Below are 16,028 nucleotides of genomic sequence, written 5' to 3' on the forward strand. Positions count from 1 at the left end.
GTCGGGCCAAGCGCCGGCGGCTTGGTCAATCCGAGCCTACGTGCTCCCCGCGCGCCGCGCCCTACGCCGTGAGGACCAACTCTTTCGAGTGAGAGACGGGGCGTGCGCGTACCTGATGACGCCCCCCTTGCGGGCGGAAATCCCGGGAATCGTCGCCCATCGCGTCTCATTCGAAGGTAGGAAGAGCATGCGCACCATTGCGCACACGCGCACCACCACACGTTCAGCGCAGGCAAGAGGGAGTGCCCGGGTGAGTCAGCCGGAGATGCAGCCCGAGGGGCCACCCCGGGATCCCGCTGAGGACGGCGACCTTACCGGCCGGCCGTTTCCTCTCGGGGACTGGGGCGAGCCCGCCGAGCGGCTCGACGAGCTCTACCGACGGGTCGAGGCCGATGCGCTGCGCACCGCCGAGTGGTACCTGTCGGACCGGGCGTGGAAGCGCCGCGGGGCCCGGATCCTGCGGATCGGGGCCGCCGTCGGCGCGGTCACGGGCGCCGCGATGCCCCTGCTGGAACTGACCGGCTCGGTGCCGGGAGCGGCCTCGTACGGCTATCTCGCGCTGCTCCTGGGCGCGGCCTGCCTGGCCTGCGACCGGTTCTTCGGCCTGACCTCGGGCTGGATGCGGGACGTGGCGACGGCGCAGGCCGTGCAGCGGCGGCTGCAGACCCTGCAGTTCGACTGGGCCACGGAGAACGTGCGCGAGATCCTGGGCCCGACCGAGGGCACCGCCAGCGAAGCCGCGGAGCGATGTCTGACCGTGCTGCGCCGCTTCTCGGAGGACGTCACCGAGCTCGTGCGGTCCGAGACCGCGGAGTGGATGGTCGAGTTCAGCTCCGGCGCCGCCCCGCTGGTCATGCAGTCCCTGGGCGCGGGCGGATCCCGCTCGGAGGCGTACGTCCCGCCGGCCCGCTTCCCGCTCCCCCCGGGCACCCGCCCGAACATGCCCCGGCAGAGACCGCCGGAGCAGCCGCGCTGACCGGGTCGGGTCAGCGCGGCTGCGGGCCCGCGTGCGCGGGGGCCCGCGTCAGCTGAAGATGATCATCGAGCCCTGGCCCAGGCTCCGGGTCGCCGCCGCGTGCAGGCCCAGCCATACGTGCCGCTCCCGCGCGAAGGGGCTGTCGTCGTACGGGATCGGCCCGGCCGGCTCCTCCAGCGACGTCGGGCGCCCCGGGGGCGCCGGCGCCAGCGGCGGGTTCCGGGGGTCTATCCCGATCGCGGGAGCCACCAGCGCCAGCTCGCGCAGCAGGCCCTGTGCGGACCCCAGCGGCCCGCCCCCGGCCAGCAGCTCCTCGTTGGCCAGCGGGTACGCGAAGTCCACGGGGACGTAGGCCCCCGCGTGGTCGTAGTGCCACACCAGGTGCGACTGCTGAGCCGTCGGCTCGAACATCTCCAGCAGTTGCTCGTAGTCCCCGCCCAGCTCGTCCACCGGCGTCACCGGCAGCCCGCAGATCTGGAGCAGGTACGCCCGCCGCAGGAAGTGCAGGGCGTCGTAGTCGAAACCGGCCACCGGGGCGACGTCCCCGGAAAGCCCCGGCATGTACGCGAACACCGGCACGGACGGCAGTCCGGCCTCGCCCAGCGCCTTGTCGTACGAGGCGATCTCTTCCGCGAAGGGATTGTCGGGGCTGTGGCACAGCACGTCGACAAGGGGGACCAGCCACAGGTCACAGGCCACTCGGCCTCCGATCAGTCGTTGCCGCCGATCGGGCCAGCGTAGTGCGCCGGACACGCTCAGCGAAGGGGTGAGCAGAACCTTGGGGTGCGGAGGGTGCGGACCCGTACCGGATCCGCGCCTACGGCTCCCCCGGTCCCACCCTCCAGACCCATGCGTCGCGCACCTTCTCCGGGTCCCGGCCCAGCAGCCCGGTGATCAGATCCCGTAGCTCGGCGTCCCGGTCCTGGAAGGGCAGGACGACCGCGCCGGCCTTCCAGTACTCCAGGTCCTGGCGGGCCTGGAGCCGCCAGGAGTCGGTGATCTCGGGCGGCTGCCCGCCATAGCGGACGTCGCGCAGGAGGTTCGAGAGGTGCCGCGGGGTGGCTCCGTAGATGCCGACCCGGTCGGGGCCCCACGGGCCGTTGAAGTAGCCGCCGGCCAGCCGGAAGCCGAAGTCCGCCTCCACCTGCCAGTGCAGCGCGTCCGCCTGGCCCGGGTCCGGCAGCGGTACCGGAACGAGTGCCTCCCCGTCCTTGACGTAGCCCTTCCAGTCCCCGGAGGTGATGAAGGCGGGGACCGGCGCGCGGTCCCGTACGGTCAGCGGCAGCGGCAGGACCGGGATCAGCGCGGCCGCCACCCCCAGCAGGCCCAGCGTCCGGACCTCCCGCGCGGGCAGCCGCAGGATCCGGTCGAGCGCCAGGGCGAGCAGGATGCCCAGGACGGGGGCGCACACCATCGCCACGCGCCCCTCGATCACCGACTCGAAGAGCGGCAGCTTGATCATCAGGCGCCAGGGGCCCGGCAGCACGATCTCCGTGCGGGGTACGGGCACCCACGGCCCGAGGGACAGCAGCAGCGCGGCGAAGCCGGTGAGCGCGAGGGCCCGCACCGCCCTGCTCCGCCACAGCCACACGCACACGACGACGCCGAAGGCGAGCAGGGGCCAGCCGTAGAAGGCGTTCTGCTCGGTGGTGTTCAGGGAGAGCTTGCCGGCCGTCTCCGGGTCGCCGAAGAGCGAGCGGGAGGCGTACTCGATCAGCGCGCGCGGGCTGTTCCCGGCGTTGTCCCCGTGCAGGACCGAGTGGTAGCTCTGCGGGCCGAAGAACTGCCAGTACAGCGGTACGGCCACCAGCGGCAGGCACACGCCGAGCGCGACGAGCAGACCGGAGCCCAGCGGGCGGGCGGCCGCGAGGGCGCGGCGGGGGGCGACGACGAGGTAGGCGAAGCAGAAGACCAGCATGCCGAGCGCGGCGATGAGCAGCGGCTCCTCGCCGATGAAGATCTGGTACGTCGCGAAGAGGCCGAGCAGTACGCCGTCACGCGTCACACCGCGACCCTCGCGGTGGCCCTCGCACAGGCGCAGGGCCCGGTCGATGATCAGCGGGATCATGAAGAGGACGACGAAGTTCGGATGGCCGTTGGCGTGCGAGACCATCGGCGGCGCGAAGGCGGCGAGCGCCCCGCCCGCGGCGGCGGCCCAGCGGCTGCGCACGAACCGGCGGCGGATCAGCCAGTACCAGGCCCAGGCGCTGGCGGCCATGCCCAGCGTGAGGACCAGCGCGAAGGTGACGGTCTCGCCGAAGAGCAGCGTGACCGGGATCAGCGGGATGTTCAGGCCGAGCATCGTGGCGTTGGCCATCAGGTTCACGCCGTCGGGCATGCCCTGGGAGAGGGTGAAGAGCGGGTTGCGGAGGTGGGTGATGTTGTCGGTGGTGACGCCGACGAACCACTCCCACTGGTTCTGATCCTGGAGCGCGTCCGCGAGGTAGGCGCCGTCGAGGTCCCTCCACAGGCCCTGGAAGACGTAGAAGGAGAGCGCGAGGAAGGCGAGGGCCACGGCGAGGCCGCCGGCGTTGAGGCGGAACAGTTCGCCGAGGGCCCGGCGGCGGTCGGGGCGCGGGGTGTTCGGGGTCGGGGTGCCGGTGCGGCGGGCCGGGAGTTCGACCTCCGCGACCTGCCAGCCCTGGCGGCGGATCCACCGCAGGACCTCGGCGTCGATGGCCGGTCCGTCGAGGGTGGAGGCGCCGAAGGCGGCGCGGGCGCGGTCGCCGTCGAAGAGGGCGAAGGCGCAGGTGTCGGCGCGGAATCCCGGTATGCCGGGGATGCCCAGGGTGCGGACCAGGCGGTTCCGGGAGCGGCCGAGGACCACGGCGGGGTGGGTGTCCGGGTGGGCGTGGTCCGGGTGGGCGTCCTGGTCCAGGGCCTCTTCGAGGCGGGCCAGCTCGTCGAGCGGGGTGGTGAGGGCGGGGTCCGTGAGCAGCACCCGGTCGCCCGTGGAGGCGAGCACTCCGGCGCGCAGGGCCGCGCCCTTGCCGCTCCGGTCGTCGCCGCTGCCGGTGTCACCGGGGCGGATCAGCCGGATCCGGGGTTCCGCGGCGTCGGCAGGCGCCGCCGGGGCGGCCGCGTCGCCGGTGACCACGATGAGTTCCCAGGCGCCGGGGCCCGTGCCGCAGTGCGCGTCGAGGTGCTCGCGCAGGGCGGTGAGGTTCCGCTCCGGGACGGGAGCGGGGACGACGACGGACAGCCCGACCGCGCCGAGCCACCGCGTACCGGCGGCGGCCCGCGTCTCCTGGTCGCCGCTCACGGCGCTCTCCCCGCTCATGCGCCCGCCGCCTTCAGGCCCGCGGCCCAGTCGAGACCGTGCTGGTTGTACGCGTGCACGAGGCGTCGTACCTCCTCGGCGTCGGCGCGGGTCACCGCGTCCATGAGTTCGTTGTGACCGGACCACAGCTGGGCGCGCAGGTCCGGGTTCGCCTTCATGTAGGGCACGGAGAACACCCAGCACTGCACCCGGATCCGGTGCAGGAACTCGGAGATGTAGATGTTGCCGACCAGCCCGCTCAGCTCCCTCCAGAAGCGCAGGTCGTAGCCGATCAGCACTTCGAGTGAGCCGTTCAGCGCCGCCCGCCGCGCCTCTTCCGCCCGGCGGCGCACCGAGACGATCCGTTCCCCGGAGCCGGGGGCGGTGCCGCGTTCCACGAGCCTGCGGAAGATGCCTTCCACGATCAACGTACGAGCCTCGATCATGCCCCGGAAATCATCCACGGAGAAGACTCGGACGCGGAAGCCGCGGTGCTGGACCGAGTCGAGCAGGCCCTGCGCGGAGAGATCGACGAGGGCCTCGCGGACGGGGGTCGCGGAGACCTCGTACTGCTCGGCGATCTGTTTGACGGTGAACTCGCTGCCGGCCGCCAGGCGTCCCGCGAGCACCTCGTCACGCAGCGCGTCCGCGATCTGCTGGCGAAGTGTGTTGCGGGTGACAGCGCCGCTGCCTGGCATAGGGGTCCGTCTCCATCTGTGGGCTTCGGACACCTTAGGCCAGGCAGGACGGCTGAAACCGATCGGTTTGTGGCCGCTATATGGATTTAGCGCCCGTTATCCGGACGGACGCCGCCTCTCATCTTGATCGTTTTCCCCTGCGCGGGGTTGCTCGCGGGCACCCGCGCAGGGGTGTCCTTGCTGCTCAAAGCCTGTTCAGGGCCCCCGTGCGGCCCGGCTGGGTGGCGCACGCCGAAGCCCGGTCGGGTGTCGACCGGGCTTCCGCCGGGGCTCCGTACGCCGCCTGTACGCGCTCCGTAGGGCTCCGTACGACTCCGTACGGAGCTCCGCGCGCGCTCCGTACGAGCTCCGTACGCCTCCGTCAGGCCGAAACGTGCCGGTCCGCGACGGTCAGCGCGTCGTCCAGCAGGGCGAGGCCCTCCTTCGCGTCCGCTTCCGTGATGTTGCACGGAGGGACCACGTGGGTGCGGTTCATGTTGACGAACGGCCACAGCCCGGACGCCTTGCAGGCCGCGGCGAACTCGGCCATCGGCGCGTTGTCGGCGCCCGCGGCGTTGTAGGGGACGAGCGGCTCGCGCGTCTCCTTGTTCCGTACGAGTTCCAGGGCCCAGAAGGTGCCCAGACCCCGCACCTCCCCGACCGAGGGGTGCCGCTCCGCGAGCTCGGCGAGGGCCGGGCCGATCACGTTCTCGCCGAGGTGGGCGGAGTGCTCGACGATGCCCTCCTCCTCCATCGCGTTCATCGTCGCGACGGCGGCGGCGCAGGCGAGGGGGTGCCCGGAGTAGGTCAGCCCGCCCGGGTAGGGGCGCGTGGCGAAGGTCTCGGCGATCGCGCCGGAGATCGCGACACCGCCGAGCGGGACGTAGCCGCTGTTGACGCCCTTGGCGAAGGTGATCAGGTCGGGGGTGACGTCGAAGTGCTCGGCGGCGAACCACTTGCCGGTCCGGCCGAAGCCCGACATGACCTCGTCCAGGATGAAGACGATGCCGTAGCGGTCGCAGAGCTCGCGCACGCCCGCCAGGTAGCCGGGGGGCGGGGTCATGATCCCGGCCGTGCCGGGGACCGACTCCAGGATGATCGCGGCGATCGTCGCCGGGCCCTCGAAGGCGATGGTGTCCGCGAGGTGGGTGAGGGCGCGCGCGCACTCCTCGGCCTCGGTGGTCGCGTGGAAGGGCGAGCGGTAGAGGAACGGCCCCCAGAAGTGCACGACGCCCGCGGCGGCCGTGTCGGAGGGCCAGCGGCGCGGGTCGCCGGTCAGGTTGATCGCGGCGGAGGTGGCGCCGTGGTACGAGCGGTAGGTGGACATCACCTTCTGCCGGCCGGTGTGCAGCCGGGCCATGCGGACGGCGTTCTCCACGGCCTCGGCGCCGCCGTTGGTGAAGAAGATCTTGTCGAGGTCGCCGGGGGTCCGCTGCGCGATGAGGCGTGCGGCCTCGGAGCGGACGTCGACGGCGAAACCGGGGGCCAGGGTGCAGAGCGTGGCCGCCTGCTCCTGGATGGCGGCGACGACCTTGGGGTGCTGGTGACCGATGTTGGTGTTGACCAGCTGGGAGGCGAAGTCGAGGTAGCGCTTGCCGTCGTAGTCCCAGAAGTGCGACCCCTCGGCTTTGGCCACGGCGAGCGGGTCGATCAGGGCCTGGGCGGACCAGGAGTGGAAGACGTGAGCGCGGTCGGCGGCCTTGACGGTGGCGCCCGGGGTGACGTGAGGGGTCATGCCCGCCACCGTAGAAGTGCGCAGGTGGGGAGGGATATCGGCGGTCTGTATGCGGGTGGGGGGCGGGTCTCGGCAATCTGTCTGGGGAGGGATTGACAGTATGCTGTCGTGATGTCAGCATGCTGTCATAGAGTGAAGGTGGCCGGGAGGGACGGAACGGGACCCGTGGCCCGTACGACCCGACCCGACCCGACCCGGACCGGACCGGACCGGACCGGCAGGCAGACGCACGACGGCAGCAGCGGTGACGACGGCGACACTGGAGGCGAGCACGATGAGCGAGACCCAGACGAAGACGCAGGCGGAGACGGGCGCGGGGACGGGCACGGGCACGGGCACGGGGACGCAGGCGGGAATCGGGACCGAGTCCCCCACCACGCCCGCAACGCCCTCTTCGCCCTCCCCCGCTCCCCCCACGGTCCACGTGGCGGTGTACGACACGTACGCCGACTGGGAAACGGGCCACACCACCGCGCACCTGGCCCAGCACGGCTACGAGGTCCGCACGGTCGGCGTCGCCGCCGGACGGCCCGTCACCACGATGGGCGGCCTCCGCATCCAGCCCGACCTGGCCCTGTCGGACCTGCGCCCCGAGGAGTCCGCGCTCCTCATCCTGACCGGCGCCGGGCTGTGGGACGCGGGCGACGAGCTGGCTCCCTTCGCGGCGAAGGCCGAGGAGTTCCTCGCGGCGGGCGTCCCGGTCGCCGCGATCTGCGGAGCCACGGCCGGCCTGGCCCGCGCCGGAGTCCTGGACGGACGTACGCACACCAGCGCGGCCCCCTTCTACCTCGGCGGCCAGCCGGGCTACGGCGGCGCCGAGCGCTACGTCGAGGCCGACGCCGTCACCGACGGCGACCTGATCACGGCGGGCCCCACGGAACCGGTGGCGTTCGCCCGCGAGGTCTTCGCCCGCCTCGGGGTGTACGAGCCGCACGTGCTCGACGCCTGGTACCGCCTGTTCCACGACTCCGACGCGAGCGCCTACCCGGTCCTGATGGCGGCGGAAGCCGAAGCGGCGGAAGCGGAGTCGGCGGAAGCGGAGACGAGCGATGCGTAACGACCCCCCGGCCCCGACCGGCGGGCAGGCCTCCCCGACGGGCCCGCCGCCGCCCCGCGCGGACGGCGCCCCCGGGACCGACGCCGCCGCGCCCCCACAGGCCCCCTCGGCCCCGGCCGCGCACGCCGGCACCCGAGCCGCCTCGGGCGAGCCGGGCCGACCCGGCCCGGCCCCGGCCGGTGTTGCGGCATCCCACGCCGGGAGGTCCCGTACGACGGCCTCCACCATCCCCGCGCACACCGCGGGCGACGCGGGCGGATCCGCGGACCCGGGACCTGACCGGGGACCTGACCCGGGCCCGGTTCCGCCCGGGCCGGAGGCCGTCGGCGCGGCTCCGGCGGCGCGGGGCAGAGGGCCGCGGGACAACTCCCAGCGCGCCCGGCAGGACCTCCTGAGCCGCACCGCCCTCGGGGTGTTCCGGCTCAACGGCCAGTTTCTCTCCGTCTCGGAGGAGCTGGCCCGCCCGGCGGGACTCACCGCGGCCTGGTGGCAGGTGCTCGGCGCCGTACTGCGCGAGCCGCTGCCCGTCGCCGGCATCGCCCGGGCCATGGGCATCACCCGGCAGAGCGTGCAGCGCATCGCCGATCTGCTGGCCGCCAAGGGCCTCGCCGAGTACGTGCCGAACCCGGCGCACCGCCGGGCGAAGCTGCTGCGTCCCACGGACGCCGGCCGCGCCGCGGTCGCCAGGATCGGCCCGGGCCACGCGACTCTGGCCACCCGGCTCGTGGAGGCCCTCGGCGAGGACGGCTTCGCGGAAACGGTCCGCGTCCTGGAACGCCTGTCGGCCGCCCTGGACACCCTGCCGGCCCTGCCGCCCGACCCCCCGGCCGCCTAGCCGTCCCCTTATATGAGGGCGGTACTCGGGTCGATGGCCCAGTGGTTGGTCGACAGCACCCGGTCCGCGAACGTCACCTCGCGTCCGGCGACGAACCGGAAGCCGAGGGAACGGCAGATGCCGTTGGAAGCGCCGTTTCCCGTCGCGGGAAACGCGTGCACGAGTCCCCAACGGCCCTCGTCCCGGGCCTGTTCGAGCAGGGTACGGACGGCCAGTTTGGCCAGTCCCCGTCCCTGGTGTTCCGGCAGGACCATCCATCCGATCTCCGACGTGGGCCCGTCGTCGCTCTCGTGGGACCACAAGGTGACGGTTCCCGCGACCACTTCAGGCGCGGCCGGATCGAGGACGACCATCCACCCGGCCCAGTCAGCCCCTCGGGCCCACCTCCCACGCGTACGTCTGGTGCGGTCTCCGTATCGGGCCCGGCCCGGCCCGGCCCCCGGCATCGTGCCCGGTCGCACTATTGTCGGGCTCCGGCGAGTCCCAGGGGGAGGACCACCTGTCATGGAACAACTGCACTCGCGCGACGCGGAGCACATCGGTCCGTACCGCCTGCTCGCCCGCCTCGGAACCGGCGGAATGGGCCAGGTCTACCTCGGCCGCGCCGAGGACCACGGCCAGGGCACCGGCACCGGCACCGGCACCGGCACCGGGACGGGAACCGGGACCGCAGCCCCCACCCGTACGGGCAACCGCACCCGCACCGCCGCCGTGAAGCTGATCCACCCCCACCTCGCCGCCCACCCCGACTTCCGCACCCGCTTCCGCCGCGAGGCCGACGCCGCCCGCCTCGTCGGCGGGGACTGGACCGTCGCCGTCCTCGACGCCGACCCCGACGCGGAGATCCCCTGGCTGGCCACCGCCTACATCGCCGGGCCGAGCCTGCGTCAAGCCGTGGCCCGCGACTTCGGCCCGCTGCCGACCGGCTCCGTACGAGTCCTGGGCGAGGGGCTCTCGTACGCCCTCCAGGACATCCACCGCGCCGGCCTCGTCCACCGGGACCTGAAACCCGGGAACATCCTGCTCACCGCCGACGGCCCCCGCGTCATCGACTTCGGCATCGCCCGGGCCCTGGGGGCCACCGCCGATCCCTCCCTCACACAGACCGGCGAACTCCTCGGTTCCCCCGGCTTCCTCGCCCCCGAGCAGATCAACGGCACTCCCGTCACCGCGGCCTGCGACGTGTTCGGCCTCGGCACCGTGCTCGCCTACGCCGCCACCGGCCGGCTGCCCTTCGGGGACCCGGACCAGCCCGGAGGCATCGCCGCGCTCCTGATGCGGGTCACCGAAGCGGAACCCGACCTGGCCGGCGTACCGGCCGAACTGCGTGACCTCGTACGCGATTGCCTGCACAAGGATCCGGCCGCCCGGCCCCACCCCGCCGAGCTCCTCGAACGGCTCGCCCCGGACGGCCGGCAGGACCCTTCGGAGTCCTGGCTGCCCGCGCCGCTCGTCGCGCGGCTCGGACAGCACGCCATAGCCCTGCTGGACCGCGTGGACGCAGGCCCGTACCGCGCCGAGCCGGTGACCGTGCCCGCCCAGCGCACCGGAGCGGAACCGGAGCCGGCGCGGCCGGGCCCGGCCGCGCTCGCCCCCGCTCCGATGACCATGCCCGCCCCCGCGCCGACGCTCGCTCCCGCGCCCGGGGCGGACTCCGGCCACGCCCATGACTACGGCTACCGCCCGTACCCCGACCCGGGCCCCACCGCCGGCGCCCGTTCCCGCCCCGCGGCCGCCTCCACGGCCCTGCTCGTCGCCATCGCCGCGGTCGTCGCCGTGGCTGCGGGCGGCACGGTGTACACCGTCATGAGCAGCCCCGGTGTCGGTTCACCCGGCGGCGTCTCCACGGCCACCCCGTCCGGCTCCTCCGGCTCTTCCGGCCCGCAGGGCACCGGGGACACGACCGGTCCGAACACCGGCACCGGCACCGGCACCGGCACCACTCCGACCCCTTCCGTCACTCCGGCCACACTCCCCGAGGCCTACGCCGGCAGCTGGCGGGCCGTAAACGGCGAGCAGAGCTGGCAGCTCACCCTCAGCCCCGGCACGACCGGCGCCCGCGTGATGTCCCTGACCCTCCAGTCCCCCGGACTCAGCTGCGCCTGGACCGCACCGCTGCGCTCCGCCGCCACCGGCAGCGTGGAGCTCGACCCCTCCACGGTGATCTCCGGTACGCCGCCCTCGTGTTCGCCGGGCGGCCGGAGCACGCTGCGGCTGCTTCCCGACGGGAACCTGGTGCGGGAGCTGGACGGCAGCACGGCCGCTCCGCTCACGTACCGGCGACGCTGATTATTTCGAAGTCAATAAGCCTGCAAGCAAAGCTTGTTGCATTCCACGCTCCCCCCGCACACTGCGGCACATGGAGCCGTTGAAGGTAGTGGCACAACTGTGGGAGCGGATCGAGGCACGCGACTGGGACGGAGTGGCCCTGCTGATCGCCGCGGACGCGGTGATCGAGTGGCCCGTGAGCAGCGAACGCATCGTCGGTCGCGACAACTTCATCGCCGTCATCAGCGATGACGACTACGCGGACGAGAGATCCGTCGAGGTGCTCCGGATCCTCGCGGACGGGGATCTCGTCGTGACCGAGGTGGAAATACCTCAGGACCACGTCGTCTATCGTGCCGTCTCCCTGTGGACCGTACGGGACGGGCGGATCGCCGGCGCGCGGGAGTACTGGACCAGCCCCGGCCAGGACCCGGCCCCGCGCTGGCGTGCCGGTTTCGTCGAGCCGCTCCCGGAGCCGCTCGCCGAATCCCTGGCGGCCGACTGAGCGGGGCCCGCGGCTCCACTGACCCGGGTGTGGGCCAACCCGGGTGTGGGCCAACTCGTCAACTGGCCTTGGGCGACCCCTGAGTAGCCCCTGTCATACCTGAGAGCTACTCGGGAAGTGGGCTCTCCAGTGGGACGCCGACGAGGGCTCCTGATTCCTAACTTCGTGACCAGAGAACAACGCACCACCGCCCCTCTGGCACGAGCGAAGGAACGGACCCCATGAGCCGCCGACCCACCGCACGTCCCGACGGCCTCACCGGCGGCCGTACCGGCGGCCGCCTGCGCCGCACGCTGCTGGCCGGACTCGTCGCCGCGGCCGTGGTGTTCCCCGTCTCCGCCGCGGCTTCCCCGAACGTGCCCGCGCCGGCCCCGGCGGTCCTCGGCGAGGGCTCCGCCCTCCCCGACCGGTATGCCGCCAACCTCGCCAATCTCCACGAGGCGGCCCGTACGGCAGAGGGCGCCGGCCGCGGCGGCCGCGCGGCGAGGCTCAGAGCGATGGAGGCGGGCGGCGACGCCCGGTTCCTCGTCTTCGACGGGCGCGGCAAGGGCCGGGCGATAGAGGTGTTCGGCGATCTGGAGACCGCCGACCGGGTCGCGGTCCTGGTCCCCGGGTCGGACACGACGCTGGACACCTACCAGAGGTTCCGTGCCGGAGCCGTCTCCCTTCAGCAACGCCTCCAGGCCAAGCACTCCCGCTCCGCCGTGGTCGCCTGGCTCGGGTACGACACCCCCGGCACGGTCAGCCCGGCCGTCCTGACCACCGGCCGAGCCGACGATGCCGCCGCCGGACTTGGATCCTTCCTGCCCAGGCTGGCCCGGCTGGCCGCGCCGGAGGCCCACCTCTCGCTGCTCTGCCATTCCTACGGGTCCGTCGTCTGCGCCCGTACCGAGAGCGGGTCGGAAGTCACCGACATGGCGCTGTTCGGCAGTCCGGGCACGGGCGCCGATTCCGCCGCGCGGTTGCCGACCCGGGCCCGGGTCTGGGCCGGGCGGGGCGGCGCCGACTGGATCTCCGGCGTCCCGCACGTCCGCGTCCTCGGGGTGGGCTTCGGCGCCGATCCCGTGGACCCGGCCTTCGGAGCCCTGCCCTTCGCGGCCGGCTCCGGCGGTCACAGCGACTACCTCAAGCCGGGCACCGCGTCCCTGAACAGCCTGGCCGGGATCGTGCTCGGCAATTCCGCCGACTCCGTCGACTCCCCGGAGGTCTCCCATGCGCGTGCGTGAACCGCTCGTCCGCTGGTCCGCTCTCGCGGGCCGCATCGACGCCGGAACCCCCGCCCACCGGGACCGGTCCGTGGACGCGCTCCGGGCCTTCGCCATCCTCGGCGTGGTGCTCGGCCACTGGCTGGTCACCGCCCTCACCAGTACCGACGGCGGCCTCGACACCACCAGCCCGCTGGCCCACATGAGTGCGCTGGCGCCGGTCTCCTGGGTGTTCCAGACGCTGGCCGTCTTCTTCCTGGTCGGCGGCCACGTCGCCGCCCAGGGGTACGAGTCGGCGCGCGGCCGCGGGGTGCCGTACGGGCAGTGGGTCAAGCAGCGTCTCGGCAGGCTGTTCCGGCCGGTCGCCGCCGTGCTGGTCCTCTGGAGCCTCGCGTCCGGCGGCATGCTGCTCGGCGGGGTCGCCGCGGACACCGTGGGGACCCTGCTCAAGCTGGTCCTGTCCCCCCTGTGGTTCCTCCTCGTCTTCGCCGCGCTCACCGCCGCGACCCCGCTCGTCGCCAGGCTGAGCCCGCTGTGGCCGCTCGCCGTGGTGGCCGCGGTCGACGGCTGGCGCTTCGGCTTCGGCGGGCCCGCATGGATCGGCTGGGTCAATGTGGCCGCCGGCTGGCTGGTGCCCTACACCCTGGGCGCCGCATGGTCCCGGGGTGCCTTCGCCCGGCGCACCCCGGCCGCCCTGCTGCTGGGTGGCGGGATCGCCGCCACGGCGGCACTGATCCTCTGGGGCGGGTACCCCGCTTCGATGGTCGGGGTCCCCGGTGCCGCGATGTCGAACCTGAACCCGCCGACGCTCGCCGCCGTCGCTTTCGGCCTGGCCCAGTGCGGGCTGGCGCTGCTGCTGCGGGAGCCGCTGGCCCGGGTGATGAGGCGGCCGCGGGCCTGGGCCACGGTGGCGCTGGTGAATCTGTCCGCCATGACCATATTCCTGTGGCACCAGACCGCGATGATGGCCGTCACTGCCCTGGGACTGCTGGTCTCCACCGACCTGCCCGGCCTGCACACCGTGCCCACCTCCGCACAGTGGATAGCCGTCCGGCTGCTCTGGCTACCCGTGTTCGCGGCCGCGCTGGCGGTCTGCTGGGCCGCCTTCCACACCTACGAGCAGGACGGCCGCCGCTCCCGGGGCCGCGCCCGGCGCGGGTCCACCGGGACGCCGACCGGCCCCTCACGGATCGTCGCCTCGTCGGCCCCGACCCACGGGAACGCTTCCCTCACTGCCCAATCCGCCCCAACTCCGGCCGGGGACAGCACAGTCACCGGCCCGGCGGCTCCCGCCAAGGAGACCCTCCGTGCCTAGGCTGGACGACGTGGACGATCAGAGCGAGCCCTCACCCCCGGCCCAGGCCCAGGCCCAGGCCCCGGCCCCGGCCCCGGCACAGCGGGCGGCCGCTCCTGCGACCGCGCCCATGGCCGGCGGGGAACCGGGGGGCTCCCCCTCCAGGGCTTCGGCCGTGGTGCGGAGCGTAACCCTGGGGCTCCTGGACCTGAAGGCCGATCCCCTGCCGAGGATGTCGAAGCCCCGGTGGCTGGCCTGGCTCCCTCACCTCGTGGTCCTCTATCTGGCGGTGGCCTTCTTCGCCGTGACCACGGAGCAGCTCGGCAACCACTACGGGGTCCACGGCTCCGTCCGGCAGTTGCTGGCGATCCTGGTCGGCGGGTCCGTCGTGATCGCGATGCGGTGGCCGATGGCCGGGTACTGGCTCGGCCTGACCGCGGCGGGACTGATCGCCGCGCAGATCCACGGCCACGTGGGCCAGGGCCAGAGCTGGCCCTGGATGCCCGCGGGGATATTCGCCTTCGCCCCGGTACTGCTGCTGGTGGCCCTGCGGGTGCCGCCCCGGGTGACCGTCGGGGCGGTGACCCTCGTCGTCGCCTACACCGGCCTGGCCGAGGGCTTCTTCAAGCCCGAGCACAGCGGTACCACCGCCCCCGGGGCCATCCTCCTGTTCGCCTTCACGGGCCTCCTCGGCTACGCCCTGCGCGCCACCCGGCTGGCCCGCACGCAGCTCGTCCGACAGGAGACCCTCACCGAGGAGGAACGGGCCCGGCGCACCCTGCTGGAGGAGCGCAGCCGGATCGCCCGTGAGCTGCACGACGTCGTCGCGCACCACATGTCGGTGATCTCCATCCAGGCGCAGGTGGCCCCTTACCTCGTGGAGAACCCCTCGGAGGAACTGAAGGAGAACCTGGCCGGGATCCGCGCGAATGCCGTGGAGGCCCTGACGGAGCTGCGCCGTGTGCTGGGGGTGCTGCGCTCCGAGCAGCCGGACGAGGCCGCCGGCCTGCACCATCCGCAGCCCACGCTCGCCGAGTTGGACGGCCTCGTGGACAACGTGCGGGGGGCCGGGCTGGAGGTCACCGTGGAGACCGCGGGCATCCGCCGGCCGCTGTCGCCCGGCGTGGAACTGACGGCGTACCGGATCGTCCAGGAGGCACTCAGCAACTGTCTGCGGCACGCGCCGGGTTCCCGGGTGGAGGTCGGCATCGCCTACGGGCCCCGCGACGTGCACCTGTGCGTCGCCAACACGGCTCCCACCCGTCCGGCACCGCCGACCATGGGAGCGGGGCACGGGCTGCTGGGCATGCGGGAGCGAGCGGGCATGCTGGGGGGTGAGCTGGCCGCCGGGCCCCGCCCCGACGGGGGGTACGAGGTGAGCGCCGTGCTCCCGATGGATCCCGCGTCCCCGGACGGCGCGGCCGGACCGGGCCCCGAGACGAAGAAGAAGGACTCATGAGCGCTGCCCCGATCAAGGTGATGATCGCCGACGACCAGATGATGGTCCGCCAGGGCTTCACCGTGCTCCTCGACGCCCAGCCCGACATCCAGGTCGTCGGTCAGGCCGTCGACGGCGCCGAGGCCGTGGCCAAGGTCGCCGAGCTGGCCCCCGACGTGGTCCTGATGGACATCCGGATGCCCGGGATGGGCGGCATCGAGGCCACCTCCCTGATCACCGGCACGCCGGGCTCCACGGTGAAGGTGCTGGTGCTGACCACCTTCGACCTCGACGAGTACGTGTACGAGGCGCTGCGCGCCGGCGCCTCGGGCTTCCTCCTCAAGGACGCCTCGGCCGATCAGCTGGCCGAGGCGGTCCGCGTGATCGCCGCCGGGGAGGCGCTCCTCGCGCCGAACATCACGAGGCGGCTGATCACCGAGTTCTCCCGGCTGGGGGCTCCGCGGGCACCCTCGAAGGCGCGCCTGGACGAGCTGACGGAGCGTGAGACGGAGGTCCTGTCACTGGTCGCCCAGGGCATGTCGAACGCGGAGATCGCCGGGCACCTGATCCTGGCCGAGCAGACGGTCAAGACGCACGTGGGCCGGATCCTGGTGAAGCTGGGCCTGCGGGACCGCACACAGGCGGCGGTGTTCGCGTACGAGACGGGCCTGATCCGTCCGACGGGCTACTAAAAGTAGTCCGGGTAGTACTTGAGGGGGACCCCGGGAAATCCCCTTCAGCGGCGACGCGGACCAGGCGGGGGCCCGCCTACCGTGGGG

At 73.2% G+C, this 16,028-nt stretch carries 14 protein-coding genes; 9 read left to right on the top strand and 5 right to left on the bottom strand.

All coding sequences use genetic code 11. The features are described 5' to 3' along the window. The first annotated feature begins 250 nt into the window (after positions 1 to 250). Positions 251 to 976 (top strand): SLATT domain-containing protein, encoded by a 726-nt coding sequence (locus OG730_RS19390; RefSeq protein WP_327305407.1) that lies wholly within the window; start codon positions 251 to 253, stop codon positions 974 to 976. A 48-nt stretch (positions 977 to 1,024) separates the two neighbouring features. Here OG730_RS19390 and OG730_RS19395 read toward each other — a convergent pair whose 3' ends face one another. From OG730_RS19395 to OG730_RS19410, 4 genes are all read right to left on the bottom strand, one after another. Continuing rightward, positions 1,025 to 1,675: a putative DNA-mimic protein gene (locus OG730_RS19395; RefSeq protein ID WP_250744899.1), complete on the bottom strand. Its 651-nt coding sequence runs from the start codon at positions 1,673 to 1,675 to the stop codon at positions 1,025 to 1,027. 118 nt (positions 1,676 to 1,793) lie between these two features. Then, entirely contained in the window at positions 1,794 to 4,256 is a 2,463-nt protein-coding gene (locus OG730_RS19400; protein ID WP_327305408.1) for a glycosyltransferase family protein, read from the bottom strand. Beyond that, the gene (locus OG730_RS19405) at positions 4,253 to 4,933 is read right to left on the bottom strand and encodes a GntR family transcriptional regulator (RefSeq protein WP_327305409.1); all 681 of its coding nucleotides are present in this window, start codon (positions 4,931 to 4,933) and stop codon (positions 4,253 to 4,255) included. Before OG730_RS19405 ends, OG730_RS19400 begins: the two co-directional genes overlap by 4 nt. A gap of 361 nt (positions 4,934 to 5,294) precedes the next feature. Continuing rightward, positions 5,295 to 6,647 (bottom strand): aspartate aminotransferase family protein, encoded by a 1,353-nt coding sequence (locus tag OG730_RS19410; RefSeq protein ID WP_327305410.1) that lies wholly within the window; start codon positions 6,645 to 6,647, stop codon positions 5,295 to 5,297. A gap of 274 nt (positions 6,648 to 6,921) precedes the next feature. Between OG730_RS19410 and OG730_RS19415 the strand changes: the two genes are divergently transcribed. Both OG730_RS19415 and OG730_RS19420 read left to right on the top strand, forming a co-directional pair. Then, the gene (locus OG730_RS19415) at positions 6,922 to 7,704 is read left to right on the top strand and encodes a type 1 glutamine amidotransferase family protein (RefSeq protein ID WP_327305411.1); all 783 of its coding nucleotides are present in this window, start codon (positions 6,922 to 6,924) and stop codon (positions 7,702 to 7,704) included. A 391-nt stretch (positions 7,705 to 8,095) separates the two neighbouring features. Then, positions 8,096 to 8,539, top strand: a complete 444-nt coding sequence (locus OG730_RS19420) for a MarR family winged helix-turn-helix transcriptional regulator (RefSeq protein ID WP_327309339.1) — start codon at positions 8,096 to 8,098, stop codon at positions 8,537 to 8,539. Positions 8,540 to 8,547: 8 nt separating this feature from the next. Here OG730_RS19420 and OG730_RS19425 read toward each other — a convergent pair whose 3' ends face one another. Beyond that, a complete protein-coding gene (locus OG730_RS19425; protein WP_327305412.1) occupies positions 8,548 to 9,078 on the bottom strand; it encodes a GNAT family N-acetyltransferase in 531 nt (176 codons plus the stop codon). On the opposite strand from OG730_RS19425, the gene OG730_RS19430 reads away from it, so the two are divergent. The 6 genes from OG730_RS19430 to OG730_RS19455 all read left to right on the top strand — a co-directional run bounded on the left by OG730_RS19430 (position 9,044) and on the right by OG730_RS19455 (position 15,941). After that, positions 9,044 to 10,828: a serine/threonine-protein kinase gene (locus tag OG730_RS19430; protein ID WP_327305413.1), complete on the top strand. Its 1,785-nt coding sequence runs from the start codon at positions 9,044 to 9,046 to the stop codon at positions 10,826 to 10,828. The genes OG730_RS19425 and OG730_RS19430 overlap by 35 nt on opposite strands. A 70-nt stretch (positions 10,829 to 10,898) precedes the next feature. Continuing rightward, the gene (locus tag OG730_RS19435; RefSeq protein WP_327305414.1) at positions 10,899 to 11,312 is read left to right on the top strand and encodes a nuclear transport factor 2 family protein; all 414 of its coding nucleotides are present in this window, start codon (positions 10,899 to 10,901) and stop codon (positions 11,310 to 11,312) included. A 221-nt stretch (positions 11,313 to 11,533) separates the two neighbouring features. After that, a complete protein-coding gene (locus tag OG730_RS19440) occupies positions 11,534 to 12,538 on the top strand; it encodes an alpha/beta hydrolase (RefSeq protein WP_327305415.1) in 1,005 nt (334 codons plus the stop codon). Further along, a complete protein-coding gene (locus tag OG730_RS19445; protein WP_327305416.1) occupies positions 12,525 to 13,832 on the top strand; it encodes an acyltransferase family protein in 1,308 nt (435 codons plus the stop codon). The genes OG730_RS19440 and OG730_RS19445 overlap by 14 nt, the downstream gene beginning before the upstream one ends. Beyond that, complete coding sequence (locus tag OG730_RS19450) at positions 13,825 to 15,270, top strand: sensor histidine kinase (RefSeq protein ID WP_327305417.1); 1,446 nt, start codon at positions 13,825 to 13,827, stop codon at positions 15,268 to 15,270. Before OG730_RS19445 ends, OG730_RS19450 begins: the two co-directional genes overlap by 8 nt. Beyond that, complete coding sequence (locus OG730_RS19455) at positions 15,267 to 15,941, top strand: response regulator (protein WP_327305418.1); 675 nt, start codon at positions 15,267 to 15,269, stop codon at positions 15,939 to 15,941. The genes OG730_RS19450 and OG730_RS19455 overlap by 4 nt, the downstream gene beginning before the upstream one ends. Positions 15,942 to 16,028: the final 87 nt, after the last annotated feature.

The organism is Streptomyces sp. NBC_01298 (assembly GCF_035978755.1).
In the GTDB taxonomy this organism is placed as follows: Bacteria; Actinomycetota; Actinomycetes; order Streptomycetales; family Streptomycetaceae; genus Streptomyces.